General features: G+C 72.0%; 16 protein-coding genes. 11 read left to right on the top strand and 5 right to left on the bottom strand.

Translation table 11 applies throughout. The features are described 5' to 3' along the window. Positions 1-51 precede the first annotated feature (51 nt). Positions 52-246 (bottom strand): DUF397 domain-containing protein, encoded by a 195-nt coding sequence (locus ACFW01_RS16725; protein WP_384504346.1) that lies wholly within the window; start codon positions 244-246, stop codon positions 52-54. A 3-nt stretch (positions 247-249) separates the two neighbouring features. Continuing rightward, the gene (locus ACFW01_RS16720) at positions 250-1,101 is read right to left on the bottom strand and encodes a helix-turn-helix transcriptional regulator (RefSeq protein WP_234959639.1); all 852 of its coding nucleotides are present in this window, start codon (positions 1,099-1,101) and stop codon (positions 250-252) included. 214 nt (positions 1,102-1,315) lie between these two features. Here ACFW01_RS16720 and ACFW01_RS16715 point away from each other — a divergent pair, with 214 nt between their 5' ends. Further along, the gene (locus ACFW01_RS16715; protein ID WP_384504232.1) at positions 1,316-1,750 is read left to right on the top strand and encodes an ATP-binding protein; all 435 of its coding nucleotides are present in this window, start codon (positions 1,316-1,318) and stop codon (positions 1,748-1,750) included. 148 nt (positions 1,751-1,898) lie between these two features. Then, positions 1,899-3,287: an MFS transporter gene (locus ACFW01_RS16710; RefSeq protein WP_384504230.1), complete on the top strand. Its 1,389-nt coding sequence runs from the start codon at positions 1,899-1,901 to the stop codon at positions 3,285-3,287. 113 nt (positions 3,288-3,400) lie between these two features. Here ACFW01_RS16710 and ACFW01_RS16705 read toward each other — a convergent pair whose 3' ends face one another. Then, positions 3,401-3,823, bottom strand: a complete 423-nt coding sequence (locus ACFW01_RS16705) for a VanZ family protein (protein ID WP_234959642.1) — start codon at positions 3,821-3,823, stop codon at positions 3,401-3,403. Positions 3,824-4,084: 261 nt separating this feature from the next. Then, complete coding sequence (locus ACFW01_RS16700) at positions 4,085-5,335, bottom strand: MFS transporter (RefSeq protein WP_234959643.1); 1,251 nt, start codon at positions 5,333-5,335, stop codon at positions 4,085-4,087. Positions 5,336-5,426: 91 nt separating this feature from the next. Between ACFW01_RS16700 and ACFW01_RS16695 the strand changes: the two genes are divergently transcribed. Continuing rightward, positions 5,427-5,753 carry a helix-turn-helix domain-containing protein gene (locus ACFW01_RS16695; RefSeq protein WP_234959644.1) on the top strand — a complete coding sequence of 109 codons (327 nt, stop codon included), beginning with the start codon at positions 5,427-5,429 and terminating at the stop codon, positions 5,751-5,753. A gap of 373 nt (positions 5,754-6,126) precedes the next feature. Here ACFW01_RS16695 and ACFW01_RS16690 read toward each other — a convergent pair whose 3' ends face one another. Further along, positions 6,127-7,533: an MFS transporter gene (locus ACFW01_RS16690; protein ID WP_234959645.1), complete on the bottom strand. Its 1,407-nt coding sequence runs from the start codon at positions 7,531-7,533 to the stop codon at positions 6,127-6,129. A gap of 296 nt (positions 7,534-7,829) precedes the next feature. On the opposite strand from ACFW01_RS16690, the gene ACFW01_RS16685 reads away from it, so the two are divergent. From ACFW01_RS16685 to ACFW01_RS16650, 8 genes are read left to right on the top strand one after another with little or no spacing between them, the layout of a single operon-like run. Next, positions 7,830-9,317 carry an aldehyde dehydrogenase gene (locus ACFW01_RS16685; RefSeq protein ID WP_384504227.1) on the top strand — a complete coding sequence of 496 codons (1,488 nt, stop codon included), beginning with the start codon at positions 7,830-7,832 and terminating at the stop codon, positions 9,315-9,317. 23 nt (positions 9,318-9,340) lie between these two features. Then, complete coding sequence (locus ACFW01_RS16680; protein ID WP_234959647.1) at positions 9,341-10,333, top strand: VOC family protein; 993 nt, start codon at positions 9,341-9,343, stop codon at positions 10,331-10,333. Then, entirely contained in the window at positions 10,330-11,130 is an 801-nt protein-coding gene (locus tag ACFW01_RS16675) for an aspartate dehydrogenase domain-containing protein (protein WP_234959648.1), read from the top strand. The genes ACFW01_RS16680 and ACFW01_RS16675 overlap by 4 nt, the downstream gene beginning before the upstream one ends. Beyond that, positions 11,127-11,942: an alpha/beta fold hydrolase gene (locus tag ACFW01_RS16670; RefSeq protein WP_384504225.1), complete on the top strand. Its 816-nt coding sequence runs from the start codon at positions 11,127-11,129 to the stop codon at positions 11,940-11,942. The genes ACFW01_RS16675 and ACFW01_RS16670 overlap by 4 nt, the downstream gene beginning before the upstream one ends. Before the next feature lie 5 nt (positions 11,943-11,947). After that, positions 11,948-12,469: a cupin domain-containing protein gene (locus ACFW01_RS16665; protein ID WP_384504223.1), complete on the top strand. Its 522-nt coding sequence runs from the start codon at positions 11,948-11,950 to the stop codon at positions 12,467-12,469. After that, positions 12,462-13,214: an SDR family oxidoreductase gene (locus tag ACFW01_RS16660; RefSeq protein WP_384504221.1), complete on the top strand. Its 753-nt coding sequence runs from the start codon at positions 12,462-12,464 to the stop codon at positions 13,212-13,214. Before ACFW01_RS16665 ends, ACFW01_RS16660 begins: the two co-directional genes overlap by 8 nt. Before the next feature lie 57 nt (positions 13,215-13,271). After that, positions 13,272-14,063, top strand: coding sequence for an SDR family oxidoreductase (locus ACFW01_RS16655; RefSeq protein WP_384504219.1), 792 nt, complete (start codon positions 13,272-13,274; stop codon positions 14,061-14,063). Between the two features lie 9 nt (positions 14,064-14,072). Next, positions 14,073-15,704 (top strand): thiamine pyrophosphate-binding protein, encoded by a 1,632-nt coding sequence (locus ACFW01_RS16650; RefSeq protein WP_234959651.1) that lies wholly within the window; start codon positions 14,073-14,075, stop codon positions 15,702-15,704. Positions 15,705-15,718 lie beyond the last annotated feature (14 nt).

Below are 15,718 nucleotides of genomic sequence, written 5' to 3'. Positions count from 1 at the left end.
GCGTGTTGCGTGGCTGGGTCGCTGGGCGACGTAACAGGAGGGGGCCTCCGGTTATTCCCGGGCGGGCTTCCGGAGGGTGTCGAGGAAGGCGGCGAAGGAGGTGGCCGGGAAGGTGAGGACGGCGAGGTCGGGCGCCTTGGAGTCGCGGACGGCTATTCGAGGGGGACGGGGGGCCACCTCCACGCAGGCGTTGCCTTCACCCCCGCCGGAGTGGGACGACTTCTTCCATGCGCCGGGGGTCATCAGGTCTCACAGCTCCTTCGCCAGCTCATGGATGAAGTCACGGGAACGCTCCGGCTCGAACGCCACTTCTCCCACCCTACGGAAAAGTGTTCGAAAGTGGCCCAGTTGGGCTTCCGCGTCGACGAAAAGGGTGCCGTGAGGCGCGTCGCGTACGACGGTGTCCAGCTTGGGGACGGGTCCACCCGCGTACACCATGGCGCTGCCGGCTCCGGCGAAGCCGTCCACCGAGAAGGGGATGACACGCACGGTGACGTGATCGGACGCGGAGAGATCCAGGACGTGGGCGAGCTGTGCTCTCGCCTCGATGTCGTTGCCGACCTTGATCCGCAGGGCCGCTTCATGGATGACCGCCTCGTACGGGATGGGCCGTGACCGTTCGATGATGACCCTGCGCTTCCTGCGGTGCTCCACCCAGCGCTCGATCTCGTCCGCCGAGAACTGCGGGTTCACGTAGGAGAAGAGGGAGCGGGCGTAGTCATCGGTCTGAAGCAGCCCCGGGATGTGCAGGAAATCCACGTCCCACCGGAGGGAGGAGTGGTGCTCCAACTCCGAGAGGTCCAGGAACGAGTTCGGCAGTGATCCCCGGTACTCCTCCCACCAGCCGCGCGTGCGGTCCGTCGCCATCGCGGCCAGAGCCGAGACCAACTCGTCGTCCGTGCAGGCGTAATGCGCGGCGAGTCGCCTCAGTCGTTCCTCGCTCACGCCCGCGATCCCGGACTCGATCTGGCTGATCTGGACGGAGTTCACGCCCAGCAGGCTGGCCGCCTCGGTTGCCTTGAGGCCCGCGGCTTCCCGCATCTTTCGTAGTTCAGACCCCAGGCGCTCCTGGCGCGCGGTGGGCGTACGTCTGGGCGGCACAGCTTCCTCCTCGCTCAACGAACGCCCGTGGGTGGCTCGTTCGCGGCAAGATTACGCGATCGGCTTGCTGAGTAATAAATATATGCCCTACCGTCAGTGACGCGAAGTGAGCAACGTGCAACGCATGGTGCTGGAAGCGCACCGCTCCGTCATGCCGTGACGGACGCGGCATGACACCGCACCGCCTCCACCCCCCCCCGTCACAGGAGCCGACATGCCCGAAAACGATCCCTGGGAGTACTCCCTCTACATCCCGAACGACCCCCGCGCAGTCACCGTCTGCCGCCGTACCCTCCGGCTGATCCTGACGATGCACGGCCTGATCCGCCTGGTCGACCTCGCCGAACTGCTGGCGACGGAGCTGGTCTCCAACGCCGTACGGCACACCAAGGGGCCCGCCGCCCTCCGGGTGCGCTGGCCCGGGACCGGAGTCCTCCGCCTCGGCGCCTGGGACGCGGACCCCTCTCCGCCGGAGCCGCCCCAGCCCTTCGACCGGGCCCTTGACCGTGAGGACGGGCGGGGGCTGGCGATGGTGCGGGCCTGCGCGGACGTGTGGGGTTGGCAGCCGCTGGCCCGCGAGGGCAACCGGGGCAAGTACGTCTGGTGCGAGCTGGGTACGGCCACTGCTCGCGAGGCGCGGACGGCGTGAGAGTCACGGCGGCATCCCGGCGGAATCGCCGGACACCCGGGCCGAGTGATCCGGTCCGCCGCCCCGACGGTGGTAGGTGTCGGCCATGGACCGAGCAGACACGGCAGTCGGCGATGGCGGGCGAGGGCGGCGGCGAGGTGCGACGGCCGTGCTGCTCGCCGCCACGTTCATGGGCATCCTCGACGTACTGATCGTCAACGTCGCCGCCCCCTCCATTCAGCGCGATCTGAACGCGGGGTTCGCCGATCTCCAGCTTGTCATCAGCGGATATGTGCTGGCGTACGCCGTCGCCCTGACCACCGGAGGGCGGCTGGGCGGCACGTACGGGCACAAGCGGGTGTTCGTGACCGGCCTGGTGGCGTTCGTGGTGATGTCGACGGCGTGCGCGGCGGCGCCGACGGCCGGGGCGCTCATCGTGCTGCGCATCGGGCAGGGGCTGGCGGCCGCTCTGATGCTGCCTCAGGTGCTGGCGCTGATCCAGACCGTCTTCTCGCCGCAGGAACGGCCCCGTGCCCTGGCGCTGTACGGGGCGACGTTGGGGATGGGGGCGATCGCGGGGCAGATTCTCGGCGGGCTGCTGCTCGATCTCGACGTGTTCGGCCTGGGCTGGCGTTCGGTGTTCCTGGTCAACGTGCCGATCGGCCTGGTCGCCGCGGCGTGCGCCGCCGTCCTGCTCCCCGAGGCGCGCCCCGGTGACCAGCACGAACTCGACATTCCCGGGCTGCTGTTGACCGCGATCGCCATGACCCTGCTCATCTACCCGCTCATCCGGGGTCAGGCGGGCGGGTGGCCGCCGTGGATCTGGGCGATGTTCGCCGGCTCGGCGCTGGCGCTGGCCGCGCTGTGGCGGGTGGAGCAGCGCAGCGCCCGGTCCGGCGGTGCTCCGCTCGTGCGGCCCTCCCTGCTGCGCAAGCGCGGATTCAGTCTGGGACTCGCCGTCGTCGTCTTCTTCTACAGCGGCAACTACGGGCTGTTCCTGCTGCTCGCCTACGTCTTCCAGGACGGGCTGCACCTGTCGCCGCTAGGTTCGGGCATCGCGTTCCTGCCGCTCGGCGTCGGGTTCGCCGGCGCCTCGATGGTGGGCCGGAGACTGGTGGCGCGGTACGGGAAGGCCGTGCTCGTCGCCGGAGCCGGAGTCATGGCGGTCGGATACCTCGTCCTCATCGTCACCCTGCTGCCCGGCCCCGCGCCGGACGCGCCCCTCGCCGCGCTCGCCATGGCTCCGGCCCTGCTGGTCGCCGGTGCGGGCGGCGGACTGGTGGCGGCACCGCTGGTCGGCAGCATCCTCGCCACCGTTCCCGCGGAGGACGCCGGTGCGGGCTCCGCCATCCTGCTCACCGTCAACCAGGCCGCCATCTCGCTGGGGGTGGCCGTGTTCGGCACGCTCTTCGTCGCCCTGCTCGGCGCCGACCCGCAGGAGACGGCGGCTTCCCTGTCTGCCGCCGACTTCACGCGGGCGCTGATCGACTGCTCGTGGCTGCTGGTGGCCCTGGCGGCGGTCACCGGCCTGCTGATCCGGCGGCTGCCGCGGCGGTAGGAGGAGATGTCCGAGCGCCGCCCGGCTCGCGAATGCTCATCGATGGCGAGGGCGCGGCTCCGCGGCGCATTCAGGACGTCGGTTCCGTCATGCGAGAGTCGACGTCGAGCCCTTCACATGCGCTCTGTGGCTACGGCCCTTCGACTTCGGAGCTTCCTCAGCAGCAAGCCGGCTGCCAGGCTCAAGCCGACGCCTACGGTTGCACCGACGGAGTTGAAGAGCACATCATCGAGGTCCACGATGCGTCCGTTGCCCCCAAGCCATTGCACGAACTCGACGACGACAGCCGTCGCCGCAGACAGTCCGAGGCACTTCGCTGCGGAGAAGTGGGGGCGCGCTGTCGCCAGTAGGACGGGCAGTGGTACGAACATCAGCGCGTTCGCCACCCACTGCCGCACGACCATCTCCTTTTCGTAGGCAGTGACGTAGGAACTGTCCGCTCTCAGCGTTTCAATCCCTGGACTCAGCCAGAGACTGCCGCCACTGCCGCCGGTGCTGCCGTCGGAGGCGGTGAATGTCGCCACGGCGATTAGCATCAGCCAGAGAGTGAGCGCGAGAGAGCCGATGCGGCAAGTGGTCCTGGGCCAACGAGTAGCGGCGCTCTGGAGCGATAGCGCCCCCAGAGCCGTCAGCAACGACGCTGTCGCTGCCGGCGTCATATACAGAATGACGCGCCACATGGCTCTCTCCACAGCGCGGCCCACTCCAGTTCCGCGGCGCCGAGCGGCTCGTCCTGTCCGGCGGTCTCCCAGTACGGCATCGTCTCCTCTACTGGAGCGCTGCTGCCCTGTGCGGTGTCAGTCGACGAGGTTCGCCTCCGGCACCGCGGTTCCCCGTGCCGGTACGGCCTCGGTGTGACGTCGCCGGCGTTCCAGCACCCGCTCGACCACCACGGCGGAGAAGCAGAGCAGTGCCGTGATGACGGAGAAGACGGAGAAGACCGTGGTGTTGGCCCAGACGGTCGCGCCGATGCCGACGAGGAGGGTGGGCGTGATGAGCGCGGCGTACGCGAGCAGGTAGAACATCGACATGACGGCCCCGCGCCCTTCGGCGGGGATGCCGGCGGTGAGGTGGCGCAGGGAGCCGCCGAAGGCGAGCCCGTACGCGGCGCCCTGGAGTGCGACGGTGACGACGATGACGACGGCGTCGCCGGTCGCGAAGGCGCCCACTCCGGCCAGCATGAGCACGGCGAGCGCGGTGTCGCCGACGAGGGCGACCGTGCGTGCCGGACGGCGGGCGCTGAGGATCTGTGTGCAGGCGGCGGAGAGGGTCACGGCCGCGATGACGACGCCGCCGAAGAACGGGCCGTCCACGTGCGCGGCGTCGGCGGCGATGGAGGGTTCCAGTGAGAAGCAGACCCCGAGTACGGCCCAGGCGGCACCGGCGCCGATCACGGAGAAGGTGAACCGTCCGCGCATCTCCTTGGGCACGTGCGGGCGCGGGACCCCCACGGTTGCCGTACCCGGCGAGGGGTGCGGTTCGCGCATCACCAGGAGGAGGACGAGCAGGACGAGGCCGATCAGCGCGTCGGTCAGGTAGGGCAGTAGCAGGGGGTGGAAGCCGGTCTGTGCGAGGGCCGCGGTGCCGAGTGCGGCGCCGGCGATGCCGATGTTGAACGCGACGGCGGTGAGAGTCCCGCTGCGTGCCGCCCGCTCGGGGCTCACGTCCAGCAGGGCGGCTCCGCCGACGACCACGATCGCGCCGATGCCCAGGCCGTTGAGCATCCGGGCCACGACGAGGTACGCCGGTCCCGCGGCGAACACGAAGACGGCGAGCCCGGCGAGCAGCAGCAGGACGGCGACGAGGAGCACGGGGCGGCGGCCGTAGCGGTCGGACAGAGCGCCGGACAGGAGGATCGCGACGACCGCGACGGCCCCGTAGGCGGCGAAGACGACGGTGGTGAGAACGGGAGGATAGTTCCACTTCTCGGCATACAGGGAGTAGAGCGGTGAGGGGATGGCGGAGGTCGCCTGCCCGAGCATGAGGAGGACGAGGAGGGCCGGGTAGCTCCATGACTGGGGGCGGCGGCCCTGGGGAAGTTCCCGCACGAGGACTCCAGGGGAAAGGGAAGTATGATGTGCGTCGTACTTCGAGGATGCTAAGGAGAAGTATGATGCTCGTCAAACTTGGTGGTGTCTGATGCCGCCCTGGGAGATCCCATCCGACCGACTGCCGCCCGTCGCTCCGGTCCAGAAACTGCTGCGCGCCCTCGCGGATCCCGTGCGCCTGGAGATGGTCCGCCGCCTGGCGGCGGACCCGGCCGGCGAAGCGCCGTGCTCGGACCTCTACGAGGACCTGAACAAGTCGACCGCGACACACCACTTCAAGATCCTCGTGGAAGCGGGCGCCTTCCGTCCGGTCATGGTCGGCCCCTCCCGGGGCCACCGCCTGCGGCGTGACGCCTTGCAGGAGGCGGCGCCAGGTCTGCTGGACGCGCTGATGGAGGCTCTGGCCCGCCAGAACTGACGGCGAACGGGGTGGCCTCGCTGTCGCCGGGGCGCGAAAAGGATTCGTACTCCCCGGTGACTTCGCCGACCAGGGGGTGCGGAAGCCGCTTGGGACCATGGGTGCCGCCGGTGCACGCGGTGCCGCTGCCTTCCGGTCGGTCGGCGGTTCCCGGCAACCGGGCTTCAGGTCGTGGTCCGGGCTGCGAGCCGGTCCGCGAGGGGTGCGGGGCTCGCGGCCGAGACGTTCGGACATCAGAGGGTCGGCTCTGGCGAGGTGGCCCGCACGGGAAGCCTGGTAGTAGGTGAGTGTGTCGGGCCACCTGTGCCGGGTGCGGGTGCGGGTGCCGTCCGGTGCGCGATCGGTGCCGCGCCGGTGCCCCCGCGGCGCGCGACTACGGCGCCACGTCCTCCAGCGTGCGCCCGCTGGTCTCCTCCGCCCAGGCCGCCGCCACCAGGGAGCCCGCGACGGAGACGACCGCCAGGGTCACGAAGACCCCGCCCAGGGCACCGCCCGCGTAGATGGCGCCCACCACGATCGGGCCGAGGATGACGCCCAGGCGGTTCGCCGCGCCGCCCACGCTGGAGCCCAGCGCCCTGATCCGGGTGGGGAACAGTTCCGGGGTGTACAGGTAGAGGCAGATGTTGGAGCCGAAGAGGAAGACCGCCGCCAGGGACGTCCAGACCAGGACGCTCGACGCCGAGCCGCCGGCCGTCAGGCCCAGGAGCAGCAGGCAGAGGGCCGCGGCCGCCATGCACCAGATCACCGTGTTGCGGCGGCCGACCCGGTCGACCGTGAGGGCGACGACCAGGCAGCCGGCCAGGCCCGCGCAGCTCGTCACCGTCGAGTAGAGCAGTGCCGTGGACAGGCTGAGGTCGAAGTGGTCCTTGTAGATGGTCGGCAGCCAGGACGTGATGCCGTAGTTCGCGAAGTAGCCCGTGAACCAGAGGGCTCCGATGACGAGGGTGCGCCTGCCGTACCTGCCGCTCAGCAGTTCGCGCAGGCCGCCGCCCCTGCCCGCGGCGGCCTGCCGGACGGGCTGCGAGGGGGCGGGGGCGGGCAGCGGGGCGCCGGTGATCTTCTCGACCTTCCGCTCGATCGACGCCATCGTCGTCAGCGCCTCCTCGTGCCGGCCGTGGTCGGCGAGCCAGCGCGGTGACTCCGGCACGTAGCGGGCGAGGGCGAAGCACAGCAGGCCGGGGACGGCCGCCAGGCCGAACACCCAGCGCCAGCCGAGCACCGGCACCAGCCAGGCGGCCAGGAGCGCGCCCGCGGTCAGGCCCGCCGGGAATACCAGCTCGTACAGGAGGACGAAGCGGCCGCGCTTGTGGGCGCGGGTGATCTCCGCGATGAAGGTGGCCGCGATCGGCACCTCGCCACCGATGGCCATGCCCTGGACGAACCGGAGCGCCATGAACGGCTCGGGCGAGGTGCAGAGGGTCAGCGCCAGGTTGCAGAGGCCGGACACGGCGATGCAGCCGGCGATGACCTTCACCCGGCCGATCCGGTCCGCGAGCCTGCCCGACACCAGGGCACCGACCAGCATGCCGATGGATCCGACCGTCATCAGAGCGGTGACCTGGGCCGTGCCGAGGTGCCACTCGGCGCGCAGTTCCGGCAGGGCGTAGGCGATCAGAAGCTGGTCGAACGCCTCGAAGAAGGTGACGGCGCCGACGACGAGCCGGACCATCACCTGCCAGCGGCACAGGGGCAGGCGTTCGAAGCGGGCGCCGATGGCGGCCGCGAGCTCGGCCTGGTCGCCATGTCGGCCTGGGGTGTCGCGAGCTGCGTCGATCGTCATGGTGAGGTCTCCGGATCCCGTACGGAGGGGAGGCTACAGGCCCGCACGGGACGGTTCGGGCCGCACGGCACGGCGGAGCGACCGCGTGCCGGCGGCGGTGAGGGCTGGAGAGGCGCGGCGCCCTACTTATGTAGGCGCTGAATGTCTCAGCGCTTAAGTTCTACCGGTAGCCAGCCGAGGTTAGGCAAGCCTTACTCCTGACGTCGTCAAAAATTCCCGACGGCGGCCCCTTGCGGGGAAATTATTTAAGCCCTTAGATTTCTAGCACTTAGACGCACCCCATCCGGAGGCCCTTCATGCCGCGCATCCCAGCCGACGAGATCCTCATCGCGGGACAGTGGCGACGCGGCGGCGGACGTCCGATCCACACCGTCGACCCGGCCGACGGACGCGTCCTCACCACCGTCCACGCCGCCTCGGCGGAGGACGTGGACGAGGCCGCGCACGCGGCCGCCGCGGCCGCCGCCGCACCCGAGTGGCGTGACCTTGCGCCCCACCGCAGGGCCCGCGTCCTGTACCGGATCGGCGACCTGATCGAGGAGCACGCCGGCGAACTGTCCGCCCTCCAGACCGCCGACACCGGCAAGACCCTCGGCGAGACCCGCGCCCTCGCGCTGAGCGCCGCCGGCACCTTCCGGTACACCGCCGCCGCCCTGGAGACGGGCGAGGACGCGCTCACCCCCTCGCGTGGCCCGTACCTCACGATGAGCATCCACGAACCGATCGGCGTCGTCGGCGCGATCAACCCGTGGAACTCGCCGATCGCCTCCGACGCGCAGAAGGCCGCGCCCGCGCTCGGCGGCGGAAACGCCGTCCTGCTCAAGCCCGCCGAGTGGACCCCGCTGGTCTCCCTCGCCTTCGGGCGCCTCGTCCACCGGGTCCTCGCCGAGGAGCGGCTGCCGACCGCGCTGCTCGCCGTCCTGCCGGGCAGGGGCAGCGTCGTCGGCGACGCGATCGTCCGGCATCCGCTGGTCGGCCGGATCGGCTTCACCGGCGGCACCAGCACCGGACGCGCCATCGCCCACGTGGCCGCCGGCAAACTCGTCCCCGCCTCGCTCGAACTGGGCGGCAAGTCACCGACGATCGTGCGCGAGGACGCCGACACCGAACAGGCCCTCGCGGGCGTCATGTACGGGATCTTCTCCTCCAGCGGCCAGTCCTGCATCGCCGGTTCACGGCTCTTCGTGCACGCCTCGCGGTACGACTCCTTCGTCACGGAACTCGTCCGGCGGGTGCGCGAGCTGCGCGTCGGCCCCGGTACCTCCCCCGGCACACAGGTCGCGCCGCTGGTGCACCACGCGCACCGCGACAGCGTCGCCGCGGCCGTCGAACGCGCCCGCGAGGAGGGCGGCCGGGTGCTGTGCGGCGGCGCCGTACCCGAGGGCGAGCGGTACGCGAAGGGCGCCTACTACCTGCCGACCGTGATCGACTCCCTGCCGAACTCGGCCCGCGTCTGCCAGGAGGAGATCTTCGGCCCGGTGCTCGTCGCCCTGCCCTACGAGGACGAGGACGAACTGGTCGCGCAGGCCAACGACTCCGTCTTCGGGCTCGCCTGCGGCATCTGGACCCGGGACGCGCGGGCCGCCTGGCGGCTCGGGCGGCGGATCGAGGCCGGAACCGTCTGGATCAACACCTACAAGCAGTTCTCCGTCTCCACCCCCTTCGGCGGAGTGAAGGACTCCGGGCTCGGCGTCGAGAAGGGCCGCGACCTGATCCGTGCCTACCAGCGGCAGAAGTCCCTGTACTGGGGCACCGACTCCACGCCCCTGCCCTGGGCCAACTGACCCACACCACGGGAGATCCCGCCATGAACCACCCCCCGACCGACCCCGCCACGACCCACCCCCCGATCGGCCGCCTGCGCGCCCTGCGCTCGGTCGAACTGCTCACCCCCAACTACGCCGACGCCGTCGACTTCTACGAGGAGGTCTGGGGCCTGGAGGTCGTCGAGGCCGAGCACAGCGCGAGCTGGCTGCGCGGCACCGGCGACGAGCACCACGCCCTGCGCCTGACCCGCTCCGACACCATCGGCCTGGGCCGCCTCGTCTTCGCGCTCGGCACCCCGGCCGAGATCGACGAGGCCGCGCACCGGCTCCGGGCCCGCGGCATCGCGCTCGTCACCGAACCCGGCCCGCTCGACCAGGTCGGCGGCGGCTACGGGCTGCGCTTCCACGACCTCGACGGACGGCTGGTCGAACTCTCCGCCGACACCTGGGCGGTCACCGCGCGCGGCCGCGACACGTCCCTGCCGGTGGGCGTCACCCACGCCGTCCTCAACACCCCCGACATCGACGCCTCCGTCGCCTTCTACCGCGACGTCCTCGGCATGCGCGTCTCCGACTGGTCCGAGCACCAGATGGCGTTCCTGCGCTGCGGCACCGACCACCACTGCGTCGCCTTCAACCAGGCACCGTGGGTCTCCCTCAACCACGTGGCCTACGAGATGACCTCGCTGGACCACTTCATGCGCGGCCTCGGCCGGCTCCGGCACCACGGCATCACCCCCGAGTGGGGCCCCGGCCGGCACGGCCCCGGCAACAACACGTTCTCGTACTTCACCGACCCCACGGGCCTGGTCTGCGAGTACACCACCGAGGTCGCCCAGATCGTCGAGGACACCTGGATCTGCAAGGTGTGGCGGCGCACCCCCGAGCTGTCCGACCTGTGGGGGACCGCGGGCCCGCCCTCGCAGCGGATCCGCGCCCACATGGCGGGCACCCCCGACGGCACCCCGGTCGTCCCGCCCGTGGACGCCCCCGCCACCTCCACCCCGGCCGGCACCGAAGGAGCAGCGGCATGAACGGCGGCACACGCAAGGTCGGCATCGTCGGCTGGGGCGCCATCGGCCGCACCGTCGGCGGCGCGCTCGCCGCGGGCGAGGTGCCCGGTGCCGAACTCGTCGGCATCGTCGACAACCGTCCCCTCGGCGACGCCGTTCCCGCCCCGCAGCTCACCGTGGAGGAAGCCCTCGCCGCCTGCGACCTGATCGTCGAGGCCGCCGGCCAGGGCGTCGTACGGGAATGCGGCGAGACGATCCTCGCCTCCGGCACCGACCTGCTCGTGGCCTCCACCGGAGCGCTCACCGACGAGGAACTCGCCAAGAAGCTCCTCGCCGCCGGACCCGGCCGGGTCTACTTCACCGGCGGCGCGGTCGGCGGCCTCGACCTGCTCCAGGCCGTACGGGCCATGGGACCGCTCGGCGAGGTCACCCTGACCACCACCAAACTGCCGTCCACCCTCGAACAGCCCTGGATGGACGAGGAGACGCTCGCCCGTCTGCGGTCCGCCTCCGGGCCGGTGGAGGTCATGCGCGGCACCGCACGCGACGTACCGGTCAGGTTCCCCAAGTCCACCAACGTCGCCGCCTCCGTCGCCCTCGCCGTCGGAGACCTCGACGCCGTACGGGTACGGGTCGTCGCCGACCCGGGCGCCGCGCACACCTCCCACGTCATCGAGGCGAACGGGCCGCAGGGCTCGTACCGCTTCGAGGTGCGCCACGTCCCCGACCCGGGCAACCCCGCCACCAGCCAGGTCGTCCCGTACGCGGTGCTGCGTTCGCTGGCGGCCCTGACCGGACGCCGGGGGCAGATCCTGTGACCGCCCACGACCTCGCCGGGCTGCACCTGGCGGAGACCGGGGACCACGGGCCGCTGGTGCTGTGCCTGCACGGCATCGGCTCCTCGTCCGCCGCCTTCGCACCGCAGACCGACGCGCTCGCCGCGAACCACCGGATGGTCGCCTGGGACGCGCCCGGATACGGCAGGTCGGCCGACCCGGAGCACGACCTCACCCTCGACGACTACGCCGACACCGCCGCCGCCGTCATCCGCGCGCGGGACACCGAGGCCCACGTCGTCGGCGTCTCCTGGGGCGGCGTGATCGGGCTGCGGCTCGCCACCCGCCACCCGGACCTCGTCGCCTCCCTCACCGTCGCCGACTCCACCCCCGGCTCCGGCACCAGCCCCGAGAAGGCCGCCGCCATGCGCGCCCGGGTCCCGGAGCTGGAGAGCCTCGGCCCGCGCGCCTTCGCCGAGAAGCGCGGACCCCGCCTCGTCTCCGAGGACGCGCCGCCCGAACTGGTGCGGCGGGTCGTCGACACCATGGCCGACGCGGTCCGGCCGTCCGGCTACCGGCAGGCGGCCGAGTCCATGGCCGCCACTGACATGCGCGGCGAACTCGCCGACGTCACCGCGCCCACGCTCGTCCTGTGCGGGGAGAAGGACCGGATCACCGGCCCCGACGCCTCACAGGTCCTGGCCGGCGGTCTGCACCGGACCGCCTACGTGATCGTCAAGGACGCCGGTCACCTGGCCAACCAGGAACAGCCCGAGCACTTCAACGCCTGGCTGCTCTCCCACCTGCACATCGTCACCGACACCCGTACCCGCAACCGCACCCGGAAGGGCTGATCACCATGCCGCTGACCACCGACGACTACGACAACGGCTCGGACCTCGCCAAGTACACCGACTCCCTGATCGCCTCCAAGGCCTCCCGCGAGCCGGACTGGGGCACCCTGTCCTTCCAGGAGAAGGCGGGCCCGCAGTACAAGCGGGCGCAGATCCGCTACGTCGGCTCCGGCGCCACCGGCAACCACGACGACGACGGCCGGATCATCCCCTCCGGCGGCTTCACCTTCTCCAACATGCTGCTGCCGCCCGGCGCCGAGGGCCCGGCCCACACCCACCACGACGTCGAGGAGGCGTTCTTCGTCCTGGAGGGCGAGGTCCGCGTCGGCATCCACCGCGGTCCCGACGAGACCGAGTACCGCACGCTGGGCTACCGCGACATGATCGTGGTTCCGGCCGGGGTGACCCGCTCGCTGAAGAACGAGGGCGACACGAACGCGCTCTTCTGCGTGATCATCGGCACGCAGAAGCCGCAGGTGCCGACGTACCCCGAGTACTCCCCGCTGTACGGCGTCACCCGTGACTGACCCCGCGTCCGGGCGCCGCACGGTCGTCGTGACCGGCGCGGGCCGTGGCCTCGGGGAGGCCATGGCCCGCCGGGCGGCGGCCGACGGGTTCCGGGTCGTCGTCGCCGAGCTGAACCAGGAGTGGGGCGCCCGCACGGCGGCGGCGATCCGGGACGCGGGCGGCACGGCGGAGTCCGTCGCCCTGGACGTCGCCGACCCCGCCTCGGTCGAGGCCCTGGCCGCCCGTGTCGCGGCCGGCGGGCCCGTGTACGGCCTGGTCAACAACGCGGCACTGGCCAACGGCGTCGGCGGCCGGGAGTTCCAGGACATCGACGTCGAGACCTGGGACCGGCTGATGACCGTCAACGCGCGCGGCCCGTGGCTCGTCGCCAAGCACCTGCTGCCGCTGATGTCCCGCCCCGGACGGATCGTCAACATCGCCTCGGACGCGGCCCTCTACGGCTCCCCGCGCCTCGCCCACTACATCGCCTCCAAAGGCGCGGTCCTCGCCCTGACCCGGGCCATGGCCCGGGAACTGGGCGAGCGGGACATCACCGTCAACGCCGTGGCCCCGGGACTGACCGAGGTCGAGGCGACCGAGACCGTACCGGCCGCGCGCCACGCCCTGTACGCGGCGAACCGCGCGATATCCCGGCCGCAGCGGCCAGACGACCTGGTCGGGCTCGTCTCCTTCCTGCTCGGGGAGGAGTCCGGCTACCTCACCGGGCAGGTGGTCGCCGTCAACGGCGGCTTCACCATGCACTGAAACCCGCCCCCACACACAGATCCGTACTTCCGTACGTCCGTCTGCAAGGAGTACCCCATGGACCTCGGCCTCGCCGACCGCACCGTCCTGGTCACCGGCGGCAGCTCCGGCGTCGGCCTGGCCACCGTCCGGGCCCTGCTCGCGGAGGGCGCCCGCGTCGCGACCTGCGGACGCGACGCCGACCGGCTCGCCAAGGCCGCGGCCGGCCTCGGCGCCGGCCCGGACCGGCTCCACACCGGCGTCTGCGACGTCCGGGACGCCGATGCCGTACGGGACTTCACCGAGCGCGCCGCCGCGCACCTCGGCGGGCGCCTCGACGGGCTCGTCAACAACGCGGGACAGTCCCGGATGAAGGCCCTCGACGAGACGACCGCGGACGACTGGCGCGACGAACTGGAACTGAAGTTCGCGGGCGTCCTCAACCCCCTCGGCGCGGCCCGCGGCCACCTCCGGGCCTCCGACGCCGCCGCGATCGTCAACGTCAACGCCGTCCTCGCCAAGCAGCCCGAGACCCGGCTGATCACGACCAGCGCCGCCCGCGCCGGCATCCTCAACCTCTCCGCCTCCCTGGCCCGCGAACTCGCCCCCGACGGCATCCGCGTCAACTCCGTCTGCCTCGGCCTGGTCGACACCGGGCAGTGGACCCGCCGCCACGCGGCCGCCGACAGCGGCCTCACCTACGAGGAGTGGCAGGCGGAGATCGCCGCCGACCGGGGCATCGCGCTGGGGCGGCTCGGCCGCGCCGAGGAGGTCGCGTACGCGATCGTCTCACTGCTCTCGCCGCGCGCCTCCTACATCACCGGAACCAGCATCGACGTCTGCGGCGGAGTCGGCCGCGGCATCCTGTGAGGAGCTCGTATGCGTTACGACCACGGTGGCGGACTCCTGGCCGCCCATCTCAAGTCCCTCGGCGTCGACACCGTGTTCGGCATCGTGTCCGTGCACAACCTGCCGCTGGTGGAGGCCGTCGAGGCCGACCCGGAGCTGCGGTTCGTGCCGGTGCGGCACGAGGCGAGCGCCGTCAACGCGGCCGACGCGTACGGCCGGGCCCGCGGCTCGATCGGCTGCGCCCTCACCTCCACCGGCACCGGCGCCGGCAACGCGGCGGGCTCCCTGATCGAGGCCCTGTCCTCCGGGACGTCGGTCCTGCACGTCACCGGGCAGGTCGAGACCGCGCACCTCGGCAGCGGGCGCGGCTTCATCCACGAGACCAAGGACCAGCTAGGCATGCTCGCCGCGGTCTCCAAGTACGCCGCGACCATCACCTCCACGCGGGAGGCGGGCCGCGTCCTGCGCGAGGCGTCCGCCGCGGCCCGCACGGCGCCGGGCGGGCCCGCGAGCGTGGAGTGGCCGATCGACCTCCAGTACGCGGCCCAGGAGGACGACGGTGAAACCGCGCCCGCGCCCGAGGCGCCGGTGCCGGACGCGTCCCGGCTCGCCGCGGCACGTGACCTGCTGGCCTCCGCCCGACGCCCGCTGATCTGGGCCGGGGGCGGCGCGAACACCGCCCGTGCCGAACTGCTCGCCCTGCTGGAGGCGACCGGCGCCGGCCTGCTCAGCTCCAACTCCGGGCGCGGCTCCGTACCCGAGGACCACGACCAGGTCATCGGCAACTTCGCCACCACGCCCGCCGCACGCGCGCTCCTGTCCGACGCGGACGTCGTCGTCACCGTCGGCACCCACTTCCGCTCCAACGAGACCGCCGACTACGGGCTCTGCATCCCCGAGGCGCACATCCAGATCGACGTCGACGCCGCCGCCCTCGGCCGGGTGTACCCCGCCCGGCACGGTCTCCACGGCGACGCCGCGGCCGTCCTGCCCCGGCTCACCGACGCCGCCGTACGGGCCGACGCGGACTGGACCGACCGGGTCCGCCGGGTGCGCGACGAGGTCCGCGCCGCCCTGCACGACGGCATCGGACCCCAGGCCGCGATCTGCGACGCCCTCGCCGCCGCCCTGCCCCGCGGCAGCGTCGTCGCCCGGGACGTGACCATCCCGTCCTCGTCCTGGGGCAACCGCCTGCTCCCCGTGCACGACCCGCGCGCCAACGTCTTCCCGCGCGGCGGCGGCATCGGACAGGGCCTCGGCATGGGCATCGGCGCCGCCCTCGCCCGCCCCGACGAGCCGACCGTGGTGATCGCCGGGGACGGCGGGCTCGCCGTCCACCTGGGCGAACTGCTCACCCTCGCCCAGGAGCGGCCCCGCCTCACCCTGCTCGTCTTCAACGACGGCGGGTACGGCGTCCTGCGCAACATGCAGGCCACCTACACCGAACGCCGCTCCGGCGTCGACCTGTTCACGCCCGACTTCGGCGGGCTCGCCGCCGCCTGCGGGCTGCCCTACGCGCGGATCGGCGACGCGAGCGAGGCCGCCAAGGTGATCGACGCGGCCGTCGCCTCCGACGGCCCGACCCTCGTCGAGGTCGACCTGGCCGCGCTCGGCCCGATGAAGAACCCGTTCACCCCGCCCGTCAAGATCCCCACCCGGTAGGGAGGCCCGCCGAC

Origin of the sequence: Streptomyces sp. NPDC058985, from assembly GCF_042740985.1 — a bacterium.
In the GTDB taxonomy this organism is placed as follows: domain Bacteria; phylum Actinomycetota; class Actinomycetes; order Streptomycetales; family Streptomycetaceae; genus Streptomyces.
The sequence above is the reverse complement of the archived record's forward strand: the minus strand, read 5'-3'. Positions and strand labels throughout refer to the sequence as shown.